Annotated in this window: 14 protein-coding genes, 17 tRNA genes and 1 riboswitch; of the genes, 2 read left to right on the top strand and 29 right to left on the bottom strand. The window is 37.3% G+C overall.

Going from position 1 to position 17,515, the window contains the following annotated elements; all coding sequences use genetic code 11:
• Nucleotides 1-54 precede the first annotated feature (54 nt).
• Nucleotides 55-933: a LysR family transcriptional regulator gene (locus tag GYV61_RS08905; RefSeq protein WP_174795529.1), complete on the bottom strand. Its 879-nt coding sequence runs from the start codon at nucleotides 931-933 to the stop codon at nucleotides 55-57.
• 178 nt (nucleotides 934-1,111) lie between these two features.
• Between GYV61_RS08905 and udk the strand changes: the two genes are divergently transcribed.
• Nucleotides 1,112-1,753: a uridine kinase gene (gene udk, locus GYV61_RS08900; RefSeq protein ID WP_174795528.1), complete on the top strand. Its 642-nt coding sequence runs from the start codon at nucleotides 1,112-1,114 to the stop codon at nucleotides 1,751-1,753.
• 91 nt (nucleotides 1,754-1,844) lie between these two features.
• Here udk and GYV61_RS08895 read toward each other — a convergent pair whose 3' ends face one another.
• Complete coding sequence (locus GYV61_RS08895; protein ID WP_122037330.1) at nucleotides 1,845-2,423, bottom strand: ECF transporter S component; 579 nt, start codon at nucleotides 2,421-2,423, stop codon at nucleotides 1,845-1,847.
• Between the two features lie 43 nt (nucleotides 2,424-2,466).
• Nucleotides 2,467-2,556: riboswitch (TPP riboswitch) on the bottom strand.
• Nucleotides 2,557-2,631: 75 nt separating this feature from the next.
• Complete coding sequence (locus tag GYV61_RS08890; protein ID WP_174795527.1) at nucleotides 2,632-3,714, bottom strand: M42 family metallopeptidase; 1,083 nt, start codon at nucleotides 3,712-3,714, stop codon at nucleotides 2,632-2,634.
• A gap of 238 nt (nucleotides 3,715-3,952) precedes the next feature.
• On the opposite strand from GYV61_RS08890, the gene hpt reads away from it, so the two are divergent.
• Nucleotides 3,953-4,522 carry a hypoxanthine phosphoribosyltransferase gene (gene hpt, locus GYV61_RS08885; protein ID WP_174795526.1) on the top strand — a complete coding sequence of 190 codons (570 nt, stop codon included), beginning with the start codon at nucleotides 3,953-3,955 and terminating at the stop codon, nucleotides 4,520-4,522.
• Nucleotides 4,523-4,561: 39 nt separating this feature from the next.
• Here the strand turns inward: hpt and GYV61_RS08880 are convergent, their stop codons facing one another.
• The 26 genes from GYV61_RS08880 to GYV61_RS08755 all read right to left on the bottom strand — a co-directional run bounded on the left by GYV61_RS08880 (nucleotide 4,562) and on the right by GYV61_RS08755 (nucleotide 17,504).
• Nucleotides 4,562-5,908 (bottom strand): hemolysin family protein, encoded by a 1,347-nt coding sequence (locus GYV61_RS08880; protein WP_174795525.1) that lies wholly within the window; start codon nucleotides 5,906-5,908, stop codon nucleotides 4,562-4,564.
• A 90-nt stretch (nucleotides 5,909-5,998) separates the two neighbouring features.
• Nucleotides 5,999-6,655: a nitroreductase gene (locus GYV61_RS08875; protein WP_174795524.1), complete on the bottom strand. Its 657-nt coding sequence runs from the start codon at nucleotides 6,653-6,655 to the stop codon at nucleotides 5,999-6,001.
• Nucleotides 6,656-7,086: 431 nt separating this feature from the next.
• On the bottom strand, nucleotides 7,087-7,545 hold the full coding sequence (smpB, locus tag GYV61_RS08870; protein ID WP_174795523.1) for an SsrA-binding protein SmpB: 459 nt from the start codon (nucleotides 7,543-7,545) through the stop codon (nucleotides 7,087-7,089).
• Nucleotides 7,546-7,554: 9 nt separating this feature from the next.
• Nucleotides 7,555-9,879 (bottom strand): ribonuclease R, encoded by a 2,325-nt coding sequence (rnr, locus tag GYV61_RS08865; RefSeq protein WP_174795522.1) that lies wholly within the window; start codon nucleotides 9,877-9,879, stop codon nucleotides 7,555-7,557.
• Nucleotides 9,880-9,953: 74 nt separating this feature from the next.
• The gene (gene secG / locus GYV61_RS08860) at nucleotides 9,954-10,187 is read right to left on the bottom strand and encodes a preprotein translocase subunit SecG (RefSeq protein ID WP_046324479.1); all 234 of its coding nucleotides are present in this window, start codon (nucleotides 10,185-10,187) and stop codon (nucleotides 9,954-9,956) included.
• Between the two features lie 68 nt (nucleotides 10,188-10,255).
• Complete coding sequence (locus tag GYV61_RS08855; RefSeq protein WP_174795521.1) at nucleotides 10,256-12,316, bottom strand: LTA synthase family protein; 2,061 nt, start codon at nucleotides 12,314-12,316, stop codon at nucleotides 10,256-10,258.
• 69 nt (nucleotides 12,317-12,385) lie between these two features.
• Nucleotides 12,386-13,411 (bottom strand): lysylphosphatidylglycerol synthase transmembrane domain-containing protein, encoded by a 1,026-nt coding sequence (locus GYV61_RS08850; RefSeq protein ID WP_174795520.1) that lies wholly within the window; start codon nucleotides 13,409-13,411, stop codon nucleotides 12,386-12,388.
• The gene (locus GYV61_RS08845; protein WP_174795519.1) at nucleotides 13,411-14,454 is read right to left on the bottom strand and encodes a glycosyltransferase family 4 protein; all 1,044 of its coding nucleotides are present in this window, start codon (nucleotides 14,452-14,454) and stop codon (nucleotides 13,411-13,413) included. Before GYV61_RS08845 ends, GYV61_RS08850 begins: the two co-directional genes overlap by 1 nt.
• Nucleotides 14,447-15,619, bottom strand: a complete 1,173-nt coding sequence (locus GYV61_RS08840) for a glycosyltransferase family 4 protein (protein WP_174795518.1) — start codon at nucleotides 15,617-15,619, stop codon at nucleotides 14,447-14,449. Before GYV61_RS08840 ends, GYV61_RS08845 begins: the two co-directional genes overlap by 8 nt.
• 113 nt (nucleotides 15,620-15,732) lie before the next feature.
• A tRNA-Leu gene (locus GYV61_RS08835) sits at nucleotides 15,733-15,817 on the bottom strand.
• A 44-nt stretch (nucleotides 15,818-15,861) separates the two neighbouring features.
• Nucleotides 15,862-15,932 (bottom strand) — tRNA-Cys (locus GYV61_RS08830).
• Nucleotides 15,933-15,954: 22 nt separating this feature from the next.
• Nucleotides 15,955-16,026 (bottom strand) — tRNA-Gln (locus GYV61_RS08825).
• A gap of 7 nt (nucleotides 16,027-16,033) precedes the next feature.
• Nucleotides 16,034-16,106: transfer RNA gene (locus tag GYV61_RS08820), tRNA-His, on the bottom strand.
• A gap of 12 nt (nucleotides 16,107-16,118) precedes the next feature.
• A tRNA-Trp gene (locus GYV61_RS08815) sits at nucleotides 16,119-16,189 on the bottom strand.
• 4 nt (nucleotides 16,190-16,193) lie between these two features.
• Nucleotides 16,194-16,275, bottom strand: a tRNA-Tyr gene (locus tag GYV61_RS08810).
• A 7-nt stretch (nucleotides 16,276-16,282) separates the two neighbouring features.
• Nucleotides 16,283-16,355 (bottom strand) — tRNA-Phe (locus tag GYV61_RS08805).
• Nucleotides 16,356-16,361: 6 nt separating this feature from the next.
• Nucleotides 16,362-16,435, bottom strand: a tRNA-Asp gene (locus GYV61_RS08800).
• A 3-nt stretch (nucleotides 16,436-16,438) separates the two neighbouring features.
• Nucleotides 16,439-16,512 (bottom strand) — tRNA-Met (locus tag GYV61_RS08795).
• Nucleotides 16,513-16,522: 10 nt separating this feature from the next.
• Nucleotides 16,523-16,609 (bottom strand) — tRNA-Ser (locus tag GYV61_RS08790).
• 27 nt (nucleotides 16,610-16,636) lie between these two features.
• Nucleotides 16,637-16,708, bottom strand: a tRNA-Glu gene (locus GYV61_RS08785).
• 310 nt (nucleotides 16,709-17,018) lie between these two features.
• Nucleotides 17,019-17,108 (bottom strand) — tRNA-Ser (locus tag GYV61_RS08780).
• A 4-nt stretch (nucleotides 17,109-17,112) separates the two neighbouring features.
• Nucleotides 17,113-17,186: transfer RNA gene (locus tag GYV61_RS08775), tRNA-Ile, on the bottom strand.
• Nucleotides 17,187-17,191: 5 nt separating this feature from the next.
• Nucleotides 17,192-17,262, bottom strand: a tRNA-Gly gene (locus GYV61_RS08770).
• A 12-nt stretch (nucleotides 17,263-17,274) separates the two neighbouring features.
• A tRNA-Phe gene (locus GYV61_RS08765) sits at nucleotides 17,275-17,347 on the bottom strand.
• 6 nt (nucleotides 17,348-17,353) lie between these two features.
• Nucleotides 17,354-17,427, bottom strand: a tRNA-Asp gene (locus GYV61_RS08760).
• Nucleotides 17,428-17,430: 3 nt separating this feature from the next.
• Nucleotides 17,431-17,504: transfer RNA gene (locus GYV61_RS08755), tRNA-Met, on the bottom strand.
• Between the last annotated feature and the right edge of the window lie 11 nt (nucleotides 17,505-17,515).

The following is a 17,515-nucleotide window of genomic DNA, read 5'->3' as shown; positions in this document are numbered from 1 at the left end:
ATTACAATTGAATTCTATGTCAATTTAGATCAAAGCGCTAACACATAAAAGTTATCAGCGATAAGTTAAAGTTGTCACATGCTTAAGCATTTTACCGAATTTAGTTGAAACCATTGAATTCATTGCTATTACCACATTAAAAGTTTTTTGCAATTGAACTGGCGATAAACGCTCAATATTATTGCAGTTTTGCGGTAAATTAAATGATTCCGGTACGATTGTGATACCACCATTGAAGTTGACATTTAAACATCCAGCGGCAAAGCTGTTGACCTCAGACACTTCTTTATATTTCCAACCATTTTGACAGTAGATTTTAAGCATAGCAAGCTGAATATCAGTAATACCAGTTGATTTCCAGTTTTGCATATAAAGCATACTGTTCTCAGCGAGCTGCTGCTCATCCCCGTGATATTGTCTTAGTTCATCTTTATTTAGCAGTAAGTCAAAACTAGTTTTCCTAAAAGGTAGACTGTCTATTTTATTATTACCGGCAAAAGCTAAGTCAAATCCAACCAGTATGTCATAATTACCATTAATCAATCTTTTGATGCAAGAATCAAAATTTTCTTCGTCAAAATTTGGCTGACAAATATCTGGTATTTTTGAAGCAAATAATGCAGCGTCATTTTCAAAGCCTTGCAAAAAATGGACACGTAACAGCTTCTCCGGGTTAGGATCCGGGTGGTGCCAAATTTCACTGTACAAATTAATAATTTCTACGCTGCGTTTATAAAAAACTTCTCCTACTGGCGTTAACGAGAATTTACCAGCAGAACGGTTAAGCAATTTTTGACCCAACTCATCTTCTAATTTTTTAATAGCTGAACTGACAGCTGTTTCTGAAACATAATTTCTCCTCGCTGCTGAAATGAAGCCATGCGTTTGAACGACATCAACGAAATATTTTACGGGCATTAAGTTATAATTCATTTTGCACCTATGCTGTTTAACACAAATTACTTTTTTCACATTTATCATATAAAAAATTTAGTCAATTTTAAACCGCATTCAATAGAAAAGTAGCATTAATTATCAAATATACCTTAACTGTTGGTAATTATGGCAAAAGTAAAGTAAAATGTTTAAGGATTAAAAAAGGAGTGGCATAATGTCTAGACTTGAAAAGCCCGTAGTGATTGGTATTACCGGTGGTTCAGGCAGCGGGAAAACTACCATTGCGCAAAAAATTGTTGCCCAAATGCAAGAGAATGAACACGTTTTGATTATGACTCAGGATTCATATTACAAAGATAATACCGGGATTCCTATGAGTGAAAGAAAGAACATCAACTATGATCACCCAGATGCTTTTGATGTTCCTTTGCTTAGAAAACAGTTGCAAGACTTATTAAATTATCGGTCAGTCGAGATGCCGGTTTACGATTTTAAAGAACATACCCGTAGTCAAAAGACCATTCATACTGAGCCTGCCGATATCATTATTCTTGAAGGAATTTTGGTTTTAGCTAACAAAAAAATTCGTGATTTGATGGATATTAAAGTTTACGTTGACACAGATGACGATATTCGCTTTATTAGACGTTTAGAACGTGATCTAAATGAGAGAGGCCGGTCCATTGACTCTGTGATTGAACAATATTTAAGCACAGTTAAGCCGATGTATCATCAATTTATTGAGCCAACCAAGCGCTATGCGGATATTATTGTTCCAGAAGGCGGTAAAAATGATGTGGCGATTGATATGCTTACAACTAAGGTACACTCAATTTTAAGTAAAAAAGAAAAATAAAAAAGGAGTAATTGCTTCAAGTGATATGACCCCCAAAAATTTGTCCTAATTTTAGGGTTCACATCAAAGAGCAATGCTCCTTTTTAAATAATTAAGCTATTTTTGGCTTTAATGCTTTATCAAATAAATTCGTAATCAGCTTAACTAAAACGCCATCAAAAACCAGAGCAGAAATGATATTAGTAATAAGCATTACGACTTGTACTTGCATACTGAATTTGCTCCAGCCATATAAAATATACGAGGGAATAAAACAGCCAAAGGAAGCAAAAAACGCACCAGTTAAGACGCTTTTCCAAGTGAAATTTTGATAACGCTCTTTTTTAGGGAAAAAGCCGATTTCATTAGTGGCACCTTGGATAATTCCGGAAAGAATCGTAGTAGCGCCCCACTGACCGCCTATGGCCATTTCAACCACAGAAGCAAGTAATTCACCAATCGTACCGGATCCTGCAGTAGGAACAAAGTACATCGCTAAAGGTCCAGCCATAAGCCATAAACCAGTAAAAACAGTATCAGTCACTGGTGCGAAACCTGTCGGCACCAACAACATTTTTATTAAATTAAAAGCCCAGTTAAAGCCATAGGTATAAATGACTCCCATAATAATTCCAATTAACGCAATTAAAATAATCGACTTTACATTCCATTTTGAAGTTCTAGTAAACATAAAAAAATACTCCTAACTTTACATGTCAGTAGGAGTATCATTATTACCTAATTTTACACTTCCCTAACGCAGGTATTGTCCCGATCAGGTTCAGAGGGTATTTCTCAGCTTTTTGGCACCCCTAGTGACTGCTATTCAATTTTTACTATTATATCATACTTTAACTAAATTTGCTCCTTATTTTAGACAATTAATGTAGTTAATGACATTAAAATTGACTAAAACTTGCCAGTTTTTCTTTAGTTAAATCACGAATAATAGCAAGCGTCAAAGCAACAGATGCTTTAAAATCTGAATAAGCACTAAAACAATATGGAGAATGTTCATAACGAACAGGAATACCAATCACAATGGTTGGTGCGCCATTTTCATAATAAATTGCCGCGCCATCTTGGCCACCACCAGTGCGAACAGAACGAGTGTACGGAATATTATTCTTATCAGCCAAATCGCAGGCATACTGTTGAAATTTAGGATTAGGCAAAAACGAAGTATCCATGTCACGTAACATCGGTCCCCTTTTCAATCCAGTTTGTGACAACCATTCTGGGGTAAAGGTATCATCTGCTGGACAGGATTCAAGAACAATCGCTAAATCAGGCTTTACTGCACGCGCTGTCACATACGCCCCGCGCAGACCGACTTCTTCCTGGCTGGAAAGTGCTGCAACAACGTTAAATGCAGTTGGTTCATCTTTTAAATTGTCTAAAACGTCAGCCATGGCAGCAGCGCCAAAGCGGTCATCAAAATCTTTGCCGAAAAACAAACCAGACTTTTCATTGTATTCACATTTAACATCCACAAAAATAGGACAACCAGTATCAATTTGATAATCATTAATTGTTTCGGCACGTGAACTGGAACCAACGTCAATTGACATATCGGCTACGTCCGGTACATTATTTTTTTCGGCTGCAGTCATAAAATGAGGTGGTTTAGTAGCCACAACACCGGGAACATATTCACCTGCACGATTTTTGATTTTTACGCGCAGAGTAGGAATATTATATTTAACCCAGCCGCCAAGGGGTACAAACTTAATCATGCCATTAGGACGGACAGCTTGAGTAATAAAGCCAACAGCATCTGAATGTGCATCCAGTTGAATCACTGGCCGACCTGGTTGGTTTTCTTTTTTGCTGGCATACACATTGAGCATACCATCAACTTTCACGTCAGCGAAATCTTGAACAGTATCGGTAAATAGTTTAACAAATTCTCCTTCAAAACCAGAGGTGGAATTGGCATCAGAAAAAGCCTTGAGCATTTTAATTTCTTGTTGTTTTTGCATTTTTTTACCTTTCACTAAAAATATCTTATTCTTTAATTTTACCAAAAACTGAGGTTGCACGTTAAAAATTTAAGCAAATTGAGAATTATCTTACTGCTTTTAGCAATATAGCTACTTTTTGTACGTAATTGACTGCTAAAAAAGTGAAAATAGTTAAAAATGGTCTGTTTTTTTAGCAAAAAAATGATATAATCGAAATATTAGGAATTTAAATTGTTTTACAATGAAGGGTAGATAAATGCCAAAAAACGACAATATTAATAATATTATTGATCATAAATTGTTTAGTGAAGATGACATTCACCAAATGTGTGTTAAGTTAGGAAAGCAGCTTACTAACGATTATGCTGGTAAGAAACCGTTAATCGTTGGTGCTCTCAAAGGTGCTGTTTTCTTTTTAACTGATTTGGTTAGAGAAATGGACGTCAAAGCTGAAATTGATTTTCTCGATGTCTCAAGCTATGGTAATGAAATGGAGTCTTCCGGGAAAGTTAAGCTAGTTTCTGATTTAGCATCTGATGTGAAAGATCGTGATGTTTTAATCGTTGAAGACATTGTTGACACTGGTTTAACTTTAGATTTTATGAAAAAGTTGCTTGAAAAACGTGGGGCAAAAAGCGTTAAATGCTGCGTTTTACTTAACAAGGAAGCAAATCGTAACGTTGATGTTGATGTTGAATATTATGGTTCAAAGGTTGGTAATGAGTTTGTAGTAGGCTACGGACTTGATTTCATGAATTATTACCGTAACCTGCGTTACATTGGTGTACTAAAACCCGAAATTATTAAACTGGTTAACAATAAATAAAAAAAGAGTTGTCTTGAGGACAACTCTTTTTAATTGCCTTTATTCTTCTTGAGACTCTTGTGCTTTATCGTTAATATTTTTAACGATAAACCAGCGCATGAAACCCTGTTCGATATCATCGAGCTTAAATTCAAAACCCTCTAATTTAACTTTCTCGCCTTTTTTTAAGTCCGGATAGTGTTCCATCATATAGCCACCGATGGTGATAATATCACTATCCTGGAAACTTTTTAAGTCAGTCTTAAAATATCTGGCAAAATCATATAGGGTCGTTTTGCCCGATACATGAATATTACCTTGCTCATCTCTAATTATATAATCATCAGAAACGTCATCTATTTCATCTTTAACCGTACCAAACAGTTCCTCATAGATATCCTTATCCGTGACTATTCCACTGGTACCGCCATATTCATCCACCACCAAAACGATTGGCGTGTGCTTTTTAATCATTAACTGCAAAATATCTTGGATTGGCATGGATTCAGGCACTGTAATCATTGTTCTAATAATACGTGTAACTGGCACCTTGTCGTCAATCTGGCTCTGTTGGATAACATCAAAGGCATAGATGTAACCAACAATATCATCTTTGTTATTGTCGCGAACAACCGGAATTCTACTTGAACCTTCATCCAAGTACAATTTAAGGGCTTGCCTGATAGAATCAGTTGAATTGATAACCACCAACCGCGTTCTATCGGTCATAATATCTTTGGCTATTTTATCATTCAGCTCAAAAGCACGCTTCATATATGTCAGATCATTTTTATCAAGCGAGCCACCATGAACGGCTTTCCGCGATAGTTTAATGATTTCTGACTGCGAGTAAACCTGATTTTCTTCATCAGCTGGCTCAAAACCCAACATTTTCAGTAAACCATTTGAACTAGCATTAAGCAGCCACACAAACGGATAAACTAGGGTGTGGAAAAGCTGCAAAGGGGTCACAATTTTAAGCAAGATTTTTACTGGCATGTCAATTGCAATATTCTTAGGTACAATTTCTGTAACTACAACTTCTAAGTAAGTTAACAAAATTACACCTAAAATCGCACTTAGTGAACGAATTACCGCATGATTAAGTTCTAATAAATTAAATGCTCTTTCAAATATTGCAGCCAAAGTATCCGCTGAAAACCAGCCCAAAACTACACCAACTAAAGTAGTTCCAACCTGTGTCGTTGAAAGGTATTCATTTAAATTATGAGTCATGTGCAAAGCGCGCTTTACTTTGCGCTGGTTGCCAATTTTATTAGACAACATATCTTCAAGCTGGCTGGGCCTGGTTTGAACCAAAGCAAATTCTGCAGCAACAAAGAATGATGCAAAAACAAAAATAACTAAAGTTGCTATTAAATTAGTAACTATTTGGGCTGTACTCAAAATCTATATCATCCTTATCAGTATAACCGTGAAAATTTCCTATTAAACATTTTATCATTAATAGCGCTTTATTTAAATTGAAGTACTTGTCTATTTAACTAATTTATATATTTTTTTGAATGGCAGACGATCAGGATAAAATTTGGGGTCATTAACCTCAGCTGCATTATCTTGATATCCTAACCCAATTGCCATACCAATAAGCTCATCTTCCGGAATTTTGCCATATTTCCGCACTAATTCAGGATAAGACACCATTGAATGTGCCGGCATAATTGCTAATCCGGCATTAAGTGCCAGCAACATGATGCTTTGTGAAAAAATCCCTAAATCATAAACAGACCAAATGGGAGAATTTCTGGGAATCGTAAGAAATGCCACATCCTGGGCATTAAACATATTGTTATTTGATTCTGTAAATAATTCCATTTTATTATTGAAAAAATATGGTTGTGAAGCTCCAACTGCAGCCATATTTTGACTGGGATATGAATCCCAATCAAGTGACAGCATTTTGACAAAATCTTCATGAGGCTCAACATTGTTCTCTATTTGAGCTTTGACCTCTTTTTTTAAACCAGCAAGTGCGTTACCAGTTAACATATATACCTTCCAAGGTTGCGAGTTAAGCAGTGACGGGGATAATTGTGCCCTTTTAATAATATTAGCAAGTAACTCTTCCTTAACTTTTCTATTAGTAAACTTGCGAGTAACTCGTTCATGGTTATAAACTTTATCAAATTCCATTACGACTCAAATCCTTACATACAAATAGCATTATCAAACACTCTACTTATTAAACAAAATCTCTCTAAAATTTTAAAAACAGGTAGAATTAATCAAAAACTCTCGTTTTTTGCTATACTCACTTGTTTACACTTTATATAAAGCTATAAATTAAAGTATTACTATCTAATAAATTCAGTCATATAAACATTAATTATATTAATAAATTATACACAATATTGCAAAGGTATTCAGTAAGATTAACTGAATATTTCTAGCAAAATTGTTCTAAGGACAACTTTTGTTTAGAGCATAAAAGCTTTTGATGGTTATTTTACACTATATTGGTATCGCTTAATTTTATATAAATAAACAAGCGTTGATAAGTTGCTAATTTTAAAACAAATGCATAATTAAAAAACAGTTCAACTAGAAAACTAATTAAACCGTTCTTAAAATTTATATTGCCTACGTAATTCACGCTCTTGATCACGCTTTTTAATGGTCTCACGTTTATCATATTTTTTCTTTCCTTGGCCAACACCAATAAGAACTTTAGCAAAACCATGTTTAAGATAAACCTTCAAAGGGATAATTGCAATACCCCGCGTAGATTGGTCTTTAGCAAGTCGCTGAAGCTGCTTTTTATGCAAAAGTAATCTTCTTGAACGAAGAGGCTCATGGTTATAACGATTACCTTGTTTATATTCACTAATGTGGACATTCTCCAGAAAAGCCGAACCATTTATAACTTGTACATAGCCATCGCGCAAGTTAATACGTCTTGCCCGCACGGATTTAATTTCTGTACCTGTTAAGGCAATACCGGCTTCATATGTATCCTTAATAAAATAGTCATGATGTGCTTTTTTATTCTGAGCAATTAAATTCTCATTTTTTTCTTTTTTCAATTTTTCAACCTAATGTTTATATCTACTTAAATGTGGATGATTGCCATTTTTTTGAAAATTGTTACGGTAGTGTCCTTTATGTGCGTGATCATTGCGAAAACCCCGATTGCCTCGCCTTTCAGTTTTAACGCCGCGGTTATTGTGAGGCTTTTTAGGGGCATTGGGATCATAAATTTCAAAGTCCAGTTGATGCTGTTCAACATTAGCATTTGTCAGAGTGACCTTAAGCGGCATCCCTACGTGGAACTGTTTATGAGTCCCGCGACCAGTTAATGTCATGCTTTTTTCATTATAATTATAAAAATCATCTGTTAAATTAGAAATGTGAATAAGTCCCTCTACCGTGTTTGGAAGTTGAATAAACATACCAAAGCTGGTTACAGATGACACTACAGCATCAAAGTGATCCCCCACTTTATCAGCCATAAATTCGGTCATCTTTAGATCATTAACTTCTCTTTCAGTATCAACGGAAACTCGTTCCTGAGTTGAAGTTTGATCGGCCACATCTGGCAAATAGCTGGCAAAATGGTCCTGCGTTTTCTTGTCAGTCCCTTTTTCACTATAAGCATGAATCATCCTGTGAACCATCAGATCTGAATACCTTCTGATTGGTGAAGTAAAGTGGGTATAGAACTTAGCTGCCAAACCAAAGTGCCCTAAAGGTTCTTCTGAATAATGTGCCTGCTTCAAGCTGCGCAGCATCATCATTTGGACCACAGCTTCTTCCGGAGTACCTGTAGTTTTAGCAACTACTTTTTGTAAATCAATTGGCTTAACATGGTTTGGATCAGCTGTAATATGTAAGCCAAATGCACTACAAAACTCAAAGAAGCTCTTAATCCGCTCACCATCAGGAGTTTCATGCACACGGTATAAAAACGGAACGTGCTTACGATAAAAATCTTCCGCAACAGTTTCATTAGCCAGGAGCATAAAGGATTCAATCATCTTTTCAGCTATTCCGCGATCGTGTAACACAATATCCGTTGGTTTACCCTGATCATCCACAACAATCTTTGCTTCAGGTTCTTCAAAGTCAATTGCACCACGTTGATGCCTCTGCTGGTATAAAATATTGTGCAGTTCAGCCATATCCTGCAGCATAGGAGCAAGCTTAACATATTTTTCTTCAAGCTCTTCATGATTATCAGGATCTAAAACTTTATTAACATTGTTATATGTCATCCGGCCATGTGATCTCATTACCGAAGGATGAATACGATAATTAACCCTCTGTCCTTCCGGGGAAATTTCCATTTCACAGGATAATACTAAACGATCTTGACCTTCGTTGAGGGAGCATATCCCATTTGAAAGCCTAAAAGGCAACATTGGAATAACACGATCAACTAAATAAGTACTGTTGCCTCTGGTAAAAGCTTCCTTATCCAAAGGAGAATTTTCTGTCACATAGTGAGCAACATCAGCGATATGAACACCTAAATGATAGTTACCGTTAGGCAATTTCCATAACACGACTGCATCATCAAAGTCTTTAGAATCATCACCATCAATTGTAACAGCAGGCTGGTCCCTAATATCCTCACGGTTTGCCATTTCAGCTTCAGTTACGTGATCTGGAATGGCGTTAGATTGAGCAAGGGCATCATCGGACCATTCAGTTCTAACGTCATGCTCTGAAACGATTGCCATAATGTCAACGCCCGGCAAATTTTTGTTACCAATAACATTGGTAACAACACCAGTCATTGAATCAGGATTGTTCTTGTCAGGATAACTAGCAATAGCTACTTTAACAATGTCCTGCTTTTGCGGATGTAGACCATCTTGGCTGATATAAACCCGATAATTAGCCAGCTTTTTATTTGAACTTAAAACATAACCAATAAAATGACTAATTTTCACTTGGGCATCGGTCATTGGATAAAATTCACCCACAAGTGTCTTGGTCCCCCGCTCAAGAATTTGCTCTACTTGACCTTCAGGGCCCTTACCATTCCAGGGATTACCACCAGCAGTAATTTTAACCTTAACACTGTCTCCGTCAACAGCATATTCAGTATAGTCGCGAGCAATAAAAATATCATCCGCATCTTCATCATCAAGTTTGACGAAGCCAAAACCCTTACTGTTGGCTTTAAATATGCCCTCAACTTCAGTATTTTCCTGTGCTAATTGGTAGTGACCCTTACCATCAGTAATTATTTTCTTTTTTTGCTCTAAATAAGATAGTGCTTTGACCATATCAGAAAAACTGCCAAGTCTGTCTCTACGTAACATACGGTCAATTTGTTCTACTTGATATTGTTTTTTAGGATTACGACGAAAAATCTCTAAAACATTAGCTAAAATGCTCTCGTTTTGTGCCATGCACTTTTAACTCCATTTCCTCATTAAAAAGATAAAAAAAGTCCTCCCATCGCTTGATCGGGAGGAACCATTAGTTATTTTGAAGACAAATAAGCTAATACAATAGCAAAAGCGAAAAAGAGAACCAGTAATACAGAGGTTACTTTTTCCATAAATGCTTCAAAACCACGTTTCTTCGTTTGACCACTAAAAACTGCACCGCCAGAGAGTGCATTCAATGCATCTTGCTGTTTTTGCGGCTGCATCATTGTCGCAATAATGATTAAGATTGAAACAATAATTAGTAGCGTCATAAATAAATTGTACAATGCGCTGCCTCCAATATACAGATACGTTACTGGTAAATTTTAGCACAAAATAGATTTAATTTCGAGTTTTATTTTTCGAGCTCCGGAGCATCGGTTTTAAATTTATTTTGTGTGGTTTTCTGATGATTTTTATACCACAGAGAAGTTTTATTTTTTGAATACAGTTTTTTCAGAGCCTTTTGCTCATTATAGTCGTAATCTTGCGGTTTGACCTTTTTAAACCATTTGGGATGGTAAAAACGTAAAAGATTGCCGGCGATAACACGGTCAGATAATGAAAGCTGAGTTGTTACTTTGTTTGATATTGCCACCAGCTCAGTCTTTAATTTCTTATCTGGCTTAATTATTTCCTCACCTGTTTTAGTGTCATAATAGGTGCTGCCAACTTTGGCATATAACGGTGTGATGAAGTCACCGTTACGCTGTGCAACTATCTGTGGCGCCTTTTTACTTAACAAGTCATGACCAAACTGGATCGTTTTCTGGTTCTTAATTCCCAGCAAATTAAGCAGTGTAGGTAGTACATCAATTTCACCACCATAAGTTTTTTTTACGCCACCCTTTAGACCTCTCATATGGAACATTAAGGGAACCCGTTGGAACTTTAAATTATCGAAATTAGTAAATTCATCTTGGTTAAGTAGCTCTGCGCTAGCCTTGTGGTGATTACCGGAAATACCATAATGATCGCCATAAAAGACCAGCAAAGTGTTTTTAGCTAAACCTGTTTTTTGCAGCCACCGCATTAATTGACCAATCGCCTGGTCGAGATAATGGGCAGTTTGAACGTAACCATCAACCGTTTCATCACCAGTTTCAGTCTTAGCAATTGACTGATTTTTCTTATCTAAATCATAAGGATAATGATTGGTAACCGTTATTAATTTAAGATAAAAGGGTTGTGGCAAACGTTCGATATATTTAATAGACTGGGAGAAGAAAATCTTATCTTTTAAACCATAGCCGATGTAATATTTGGGCTTATTCTGATAATAAGAAAGCGGCATGAAGTACTCATAACCAAATTGTTTATAAGCATTATTGCGGTTCCAAAAAGAACCAGCACCACCGTGCATAACCGCCGTAGTGTATCCACCTTGCTGACTTAAAATTGCAGGAGCGCTCTCAAACGTATTTGAAGTACCATAACTGGACATTGCTGAACCAGACTGCAAACCAAAAAGAGAATTTTCCAGCATCATTTCAGCGTCCGACGTTTTTCCTTGTCCAACTTGATTGTAAAAATTGGAGAAGCTAAGCGTATTCTTGGCGTGATAGAGTTTATTTAAATTAGGAGTGACCTCTTTGCCTTTCCATTTGTACCCTATTAAAAATTGCTGAAAGCTCTCAAGGTGAATAACCATCACGTTTTTGCCCTTGGCTACTCCGGTATACGCACTATTGGGTTTGACATAATTAAGCTTCAAGTACTTTTTGACTGCTTGCAAATCAGAAACATTTGCTTTAGCCATTTGTTCACTTGTTTGTGCAGTCTTAAAAGCATCATAAACGGCATATTCATTCATACCCAAATATTTAACAATGTAACTGTTGTCAAAAGTTCTCGTCAATAAACCAGGGCGATCTTTTTGGGCCATCATCAAATTGATCCCTATCAGCAGAACTGCGATACTTTCAAGTAAAAGATTAAATTTAAGTTTTAATGGCCGTAAATCGTACTTAACTATTTTGCTAACCATCAAAATAATGACAAAAGCAATATCAATAAAAGTTAAAAAATCAGTTGCCCGGGTAATCCCAACAATACTTTTACCTAAATTATCCGCGGTTGAACCGGAAGTCTTAATAATTGATAACGACAAAAAATTAGAAAATTCTCGATAATAAAGGATGTTGGCAAATAACCATAAACTAAGTACAAAATCAGTTGCAATCAGAATCCAATATGATTTTCTGCCTTTAAAGAAAAGACTAATGCCTAATAATAGCAAGCCCGCTGGTAAAGGATTTAAAAACAACAGAAAATTCTGCATTGCTCCTTCAGCACCGAGATTAAATTTTGTCAGATAAATAACGTAAGTCTTTAACCAAAAGGTCACTAAAACAATAGTAAAAAAGCCTAGTTTGGTTTGTGTCAGCCATTGTAGAAAAGACTTGATCCGTGTCATCTTATTCTCCTCTCACTAAGCTTATATCTTACCCTTAACTGCAATTATAAGTAGGGATTTTAATAAAAATTAATTATTTGACGGGCTCACTACTTTTTTAGGTTTTAAAATCCAGCCAAAAATTCCCAAGATCATGCCAAAGAAATAGGTCACAAACCGCCACAAAAACATCCCTACAATTAAGGTGCCATTGGAGGAAATAAAGGTTGAAAATAAAGTCTGAAAACTGTATTCCGCTCCCCCTGATGCTCCCGGAATTGGTATTATCGCCATAAACATGATAATCATAATATTCATTTGTGTTACGCTCGCCCAATCTGCTGGTACGTTTAATGTTACTAAAGTCATGTAAGGGATGGAATAAAAACATAGTAATTGTAAAACGGTCAGTATGCCACATACAATTAACTTCTTTTTTTCCTTTTTTAATTTTTGGCTTTCACCATAAAAAGTATCAATCTTTTCAAGCGTGTTTTGGCGCCAAACACTAACTCGATCTTGCTTAATAAATTTAGCCAGCAAGTTCATAATCCAGTTAGCAGCGTTTTTGGTCCAGTTATAGGCAAACAAAATTGCAAGCAAAAAGATGATCGAACCTACATGAATCAAAAAGCCAATGGCAATGAAAATGGCCAAACCGGCAAACTTAGTTGCGACCAAGTGAAAGCCGGTAATAATTGTCGTGACATATGCCAAAAACACTACAATTTGGTAGATAATGAACTTCATAAGCAAAAGTGAAGTTGCGCGTCCCCCTTCAATACCCATTTGCACCATTGCAGCTAATTGCGAAGGCTGGCCTCCAGTTGACATCGGGGTGATCGCATTAAAAAGGGCCTGAATTAAAGGAATTCTGAAAAAAGACCATTCCGAGCGCTTGGGTTCATTTTTACGTTTACTTAAAACAGCTAAAATACTGGCCTCAAAAACATAGGAAAGAAGCATTAAGCCGAACACCAAAATTAAGGCAATAACATTGATATTACGAGTTGCCTGTTCTAACTGGGCAATGGGAGTCGATCTTAAATCAACGTATAAAACAATACCACTGATTAAAAGAACGACGGCAACGCCCCACAAGTGCTTTTTATTCATTAGCGAATTTGTCCTAATTTCCGGCCAATTTCATATTGCTCGTGGTAAAAATCATCCCAGATCCGTGCCAGATTGTCCTCTGAATATTTGTCACTAGCCTCAGCAGATAACTTGCTGTATTTATTTAAAATGGCTGAATCTTGGGCTGCTGCCTGCAACTGGTTATTCATTTCCGTAAAATTGTGCCCCTTCATGTAATAGCCACTAATTATTGCTTGATATAAGTCAAGATCTCGTAATAAGACTGGCGTTCCACAACTAAAGGCTTCAAGTACAGACATAGGAAACAATTCGTCATAAGATGGCAAAACAAATAAATCCGCTATATTAAGATAATCCACGAGCTTTTGTCGATCAATTATTCCAGTAAATTTGAGATTTTGGGGTGGATTATCAACTAATTTTTTAAAATGGTCGTAGCCATCTGTTATTTTTCCAAAAGAAAAACCACCTGCCCATATAAACTGTATCTCTGGGTTGGCTATAGCTAGTTTTGCAAAGTCATCAACCCCTTTGCGCTCCTGTACTTGGCCATCACCAAAAACGACAAATTTATCAAGAGGTATATTCAACTGATGGCGAAATGCGTTCTTTCTTTCTTGTCTTTCAGGATAAAATTCGTCTTTAGCTACAAAGTTAGGAATATATTTAACATTTTCGCGTTTAATACCATATTTAACTAACTTATCTATAAAAATAGGATTGACAACGACTATTTCATCCATTCGTTTATAAAAATCAATCACATATTTGTAAAAAAAATTTTTTGCTAACGGTGGCAGTTTTACCGAGCCTTCAAGGGTCTCAGGCAAAAAATGCACATAGCCAATTTTGCGTCCGCGGGCTGGTGAGAAACTGTTAGCAAAATAAGTGGGGTTCACAGTATGATAATGAGTCAGATCGCTTGCACCATATTTGTTATTTGTAACATAAAACTTATCGACTAAGTGCGTTCTAAGTAAGTGAATTAATTCTATGTATGCTGAGCCAACTCCCTGTCCCTTTACAGATGCAGCCTGTGAAAACATATTAATCCTAATCATTTGATTCCTCTTTGTGATCCTTTTGATAATCTAAAATTACATCCTGATAGAATTGGTAAACTGAACTGGCAAATTTTTTAGCCGATATTTGATCCATTTTAGCGGCTAATTTTGCAGGCGGGATTGGCTTGCGCCCTTGTCTTAAATAAAACAATATTTCGCTTAGCATTTCACCAGGTCCGTTAAAGACTTTGCCAAATTCATCATCATCAAAAACATGTTCTGTATAATCCGTATCATAAACGACGCATTTCGTGCCGGAAGCTAAAGCCTCAATGTAAGTTAAACCCTGTGTTTCAGTGTCACTGGCTGAAACAAACAAGTCTGCCATTTTATAGTACGATCCTACATCATCATGAGGTACATCACCTGTAAATATTACATTATCTTCTAATGTTAGTCGTTCAACCTGCTCCTGCAAAACTTCCATATCAGGGCCGTCGCCAGCAATTACTAAACGAGTTTCAGGAAATTCATCAATAATTTCCGGCATAGCATTCAAAATACGGTCAATCTTTTTTTCTTCAGCAACCCTACTTAAGGTCAACAAAACCGGAGCATTTGCAGGTATGCCTAATTCCTGGCGCATATCATTATTAGCCGCCTTATTTAAGCTATTTACGTCTACTCCAGTTGGTATTACTCTCATAGGTATATCTACCCTATAACGTTTCAAAAGAGCTTCTACGCGCTTACTAGGGGCAATAACGCCATCCATATTTTTTAAGTAGACGTTGGTAAATTGCTTGACATGATAAGGTCTCAGCAAGTGACCATTCAAAACATAATGTAAGTAATCCTCATACATAGTGTGATAAGTATGAATTGCGGGAATTTTCAATTGGTGGGCAACATATTTGCCTATCATGCCCAAGGCAAACTCAGTTTGAGTATGAACTATATCAAGTTTAACTTCCCGAGCCACTTTAGTAGCCTCAAAAAAGCCCCTGAATGCAACACGGCGGTCAGTAAATGAAATAAAGGGAACACTACTAAAGCGAAAAATATTTGCCTCAACTGCTCCCTTTTTTATATGTGGATCAGTAGTAGTAAAGATAAATACATTATGACCTTGTTTTTCAAGAGCATCTTTTAAAGTTTTGATTGATGTGGCTACACCACTTAATTGCGGAAAATATGAATCGGTAAAGATACCTATATTCATCTGAAATACCTCCATAAAAGGTATTATAAAGATTACACAAAGCTTGTGCAATTTTTATATAATATATATTTACAAAAACAAAAGCAGCTCTCTTATGAGAGCTGCTCCAACAATAGCGGTGATCGGGGTCGAACCGATACGTCCTAAACGGACACCAGATTTTGAGTCTGGCGCGTCTGCCAATTCCGCCACACCGCCATATCAATAATTTTAAATTAACAGTTCAATGAGTGAACCGATAAAGGCGGGGATCGGATTTGAACCGACGATTAAGGTTTTGCAGACCTCTGCCTTACCACTTGGCTACACCGCCATCGAATTTTATTAACAATAGATTGGGATAGCTGGATTCGAACCAGCGCATAATAGAGTCAAAGTCTAGTGCCTTACCGCTTGGCTATATCCCAATGCTAGGGCGGAATATGGGATTCGAACCCATGTATGCCGGATCCACAAACCGGTGTGTTAACCCCTTCACCAATTCCGCCATGAAGGTTAACAGGGATAGTAGGAATTGAACCCACACTAGCGGTTTTGGAGACCGATGTACTACCTTTATACGATATCCCTATTATGGAGGAGGGTGGATTCGAACCGCCGAACTCAGAGAGAGCGGTTTTACAGACCGCCGCGTTTAGCCACTTCGCTACTCCTCCAGACTGATGGCGCGGGACGGAATCGAACCGCCGACACAAGGAGCTTCAATCCTTTGCTCTACCGACTGAGCTACCGAGCCATCCTACGGTCCATATCAGATTTGAACTGATGATCTTCTCCGTGACAGGGAGACGAGATAAACCACTGCTCCAATGGACCATATTGCGGGAGGTGGATTTGAACCACCGGCCTTCGGGTTATGAGCCCGACGAGCTACCAGACTGCTCCATCCCGCGATTATTTTAAAGGAGGATGTGGGATTTGAACCCACGCACGGCAAGACCGTCTAACGGTTTTCAAAACCGTCCCCTTAAGCCACTTGGGTAATCCTCCAATTGTAAATATACCAAAGAATGGTAATGACCCGTACGGGATTTGAACCCATGTTACCGCCGTGAAAGGGCGATGTCTTAACCACTTGACCAACGGGTCATATTTATCGTTCTTACGTCATAAGACGCTTAATTATAATACCGAACTTATTACTAAAAGTCAACTATTTTTTTATTTTGTTGCTTCTGTAAATCCTTTAAGTTCTTGAATCACAACGTTATTAATAATACAGGATTATGATTCATCTTGCAAGAGTTTTGTGCAAAAAGTTGAACAATTTTAGCATAAAACTTTTTTATTACAAAGCCTAGAAAAATTAAAACTTGTTGCTCAATAAAACCTTAGTAATAATTGAAATTTACCAATCAAAAAGACCGCTAGAAAAATCTACGGCCTTTTTATTATATAGCGGAGACTGAGAGATTCGAACTCTCGCACCAGAATAACCCGATCTACACCCTTAGCAAGGGCGCCTCTTCAGCCACTTGAGTAAGTCTCCACAATGGGCCTAAATGGACTTGAACCATCGACCTCACGCTTATCAGGCGTGCGCTCTAACCAGCTGAGCTATAGGCCCCTAAAAGCGGGTAACGAGAATCGGACTCGCGACTAAAGCTTGGAAGGCTTTCGTTTTACCACTAAACCATACCCGCACTAATAATAAATGGCGCGGGACGGAATCGAACCGCCGACACAAGGAGCTTCAATCCTTTGCTCTACCGACTGAGCTACCGAGCCATCCTACGGTCCATATCAGATTTGAACTGATGATCTTCTCCGTGACAGGGAGACGAGATAAACCACTGCTCCAATGGACCATATTGCGGGAGGTGGATTTGAACCACCGGCCTTCGGGTTATGAGCCCGACGAGCTACCAGACTGCTCCATCCCGCGATTATTTTAAA

It is taken from the genome of Lactobacillus melliventris (genome assembly GCF_013346935.1).
Lineage (GTDB): Bacteria > Bacillota > Bacilli > Lactobacillales > Lactobacillaceae > Lactobacillus.
The sequence above is the reverse complement of the archived record's forward strand: the minus strand, read 5'-3'. Positions and strand labels throughout refer to the sequence as shown.